2 protein-coding genes are annotated in these 1546 nt (G+C 46.9%); both read left to right on the top strand.

All coding sequences use genetic code 11. From position 1 onward, the window contains the following. Nucleotides 1–473, top strand: a 473-nt coding sequence (locus OP495_RS17720; RefSeq protein WP_280571087.1) for a cupin domain-containing protein, incomplete at its 5' end; no start/stop codon positions are given. Between the two features lie 71 nt (nucleotides 474–544). Next, the coding region (locus tag OP495_RS17715; protein ID WP_280571086.1) for a sugar transferase at nucleotides 545–1546 on the top strand (1002 nt) is incomplete at its 3' end.

Below are 1546 nucleotides of genomic sequence, written 5' to 3'. Positions count from 1 at the left end.
CGTTGGGGGTGGACAACTTGGTGGTAGTCGAGACCAAGGATGCCGTCCTCGTGGCGCACAAAGACAAAGTGCAGGATGTTAAAAAGATTGTCGCCAAGCTCAAGGAATTGGGCCGTGATGAGCATTCCGCCCACCGTGAAGTGTATCGCCCCTGGGGAATCTACGACTCGGTGGATCATGGCCACCGTTATCAAGTCAAGCGCATCACCGTTAAACCAGGCGCCAAGCTTTCCGTGCAAATGCACCATCATCGCGCCGAGCATTGGGTTGTAGTTTCTGGAACGGCAAGGGTGACCAATGGAGAAACTACCTACTTAGTTACCGAAAATGAGTCGACATTTATTCCCGTTGGGCAAGTGCATGCACTTGAGAACCCAGGTGTAGTACAACTCGAACTGATTGAAATTCAATCTGGAACTTACCTTGGCGAAGACGATATTGTGCGTTTCGATGATCGTTATGGTCGAAATTAATAGTCTTTTTTTTGATCGTGTAAAGTTCTAGGTTAAAGGTGTTTCTAATGAGGAATAGGACAAAGCTTTTAATGGGCTTTGGCGCTTATACCAATACGGTAGTTCGCTTAACGGACCTTGCTATCGTGTTGTTGGCCGGATGGCTGGCTTATTGGTGGCGGTTTGATAGTTTGTGGATGATAGAACGTTATGAATGGGGATTGATTGTAGGCGTTCTTTTATCTGCTTTGGTGCTACCCAATTTTGGTGTATATCAGTCATGGCGTGGACGTGTTCAGGCCGTGCTGGTATTCAGGATATTGTCAGCCTTCCTTGTGGTGGGTGGGACACTCACCTTTATTTTGTTCTTTTCTAAACTGGGTGAGAGCTTCTCACGATTGTGGTTGTCCGCTTGGATAAGCGGAACCGCAGTGCTTTGTGTGATGTTGCGTTTGTTAGCTTATCCTGTAGTAAACCGCTTAAGAGCGCAGGGTAGGAATAGACGTTCTGTCATGTTGATAGGCGATGCCCATTCTTGTGCGACGGCTTACCATCATTTGCGTGACGTCCCTTCGGCGGGGTTCGATGTCGGCCGAATTTTACTCACGGATGAAGATAAAGACCAAGAGCTTTTCGGTGTGCCTAGTGAAAAATACCTGCCTGGTTCTTCTATTGAGCATAATGAGCAGGAGGTCTGGATTTGCCTACCGTTAGCACAAGGTGAAACTGTCAAAGCGGTTCAGTCTGCATTGAGCCTGTCGACAGGTAACGTTCGTTATATGCCTGATATGCGTGATTTTCGCTTGATAAATCATAACGTTTCAAACGTTGCTAGCCTGTTTTTGCTTGATCTTAGCTGTAGCCCAATGACGGGCTGGAGTCGCCTATTAAAAGCAGCCGAGGATCGTCTTATTTCTTTTTTGATCCTTACGTTGATATCACCTATCTTGGCTGTTGTAGCATTGGGCGTTAAATTCTCTTCGCCTGGTCCTATTTTTTATCGCCAAGAGCGTGTTGGTTGGAATGGCGACCCTTTTTATATGCTTAAGTTTCGCTCGATGCCGGTTGATGTCGAGAAAGGTGGAGTGCAATGG

Source organism: Chromohalobacter sp. 296-RDG (genome assembly GCF_029889885.1).
Classification (GTDB): domain Bacteria; phylum Pseudomonadota; class Gammaproteobacteria; order Pseudomonadales; family Halomonadaceae; genus Chromohalobacter.
This window is presented reverse-complemented; position numbering and strand designations above follow the sequence as displayed.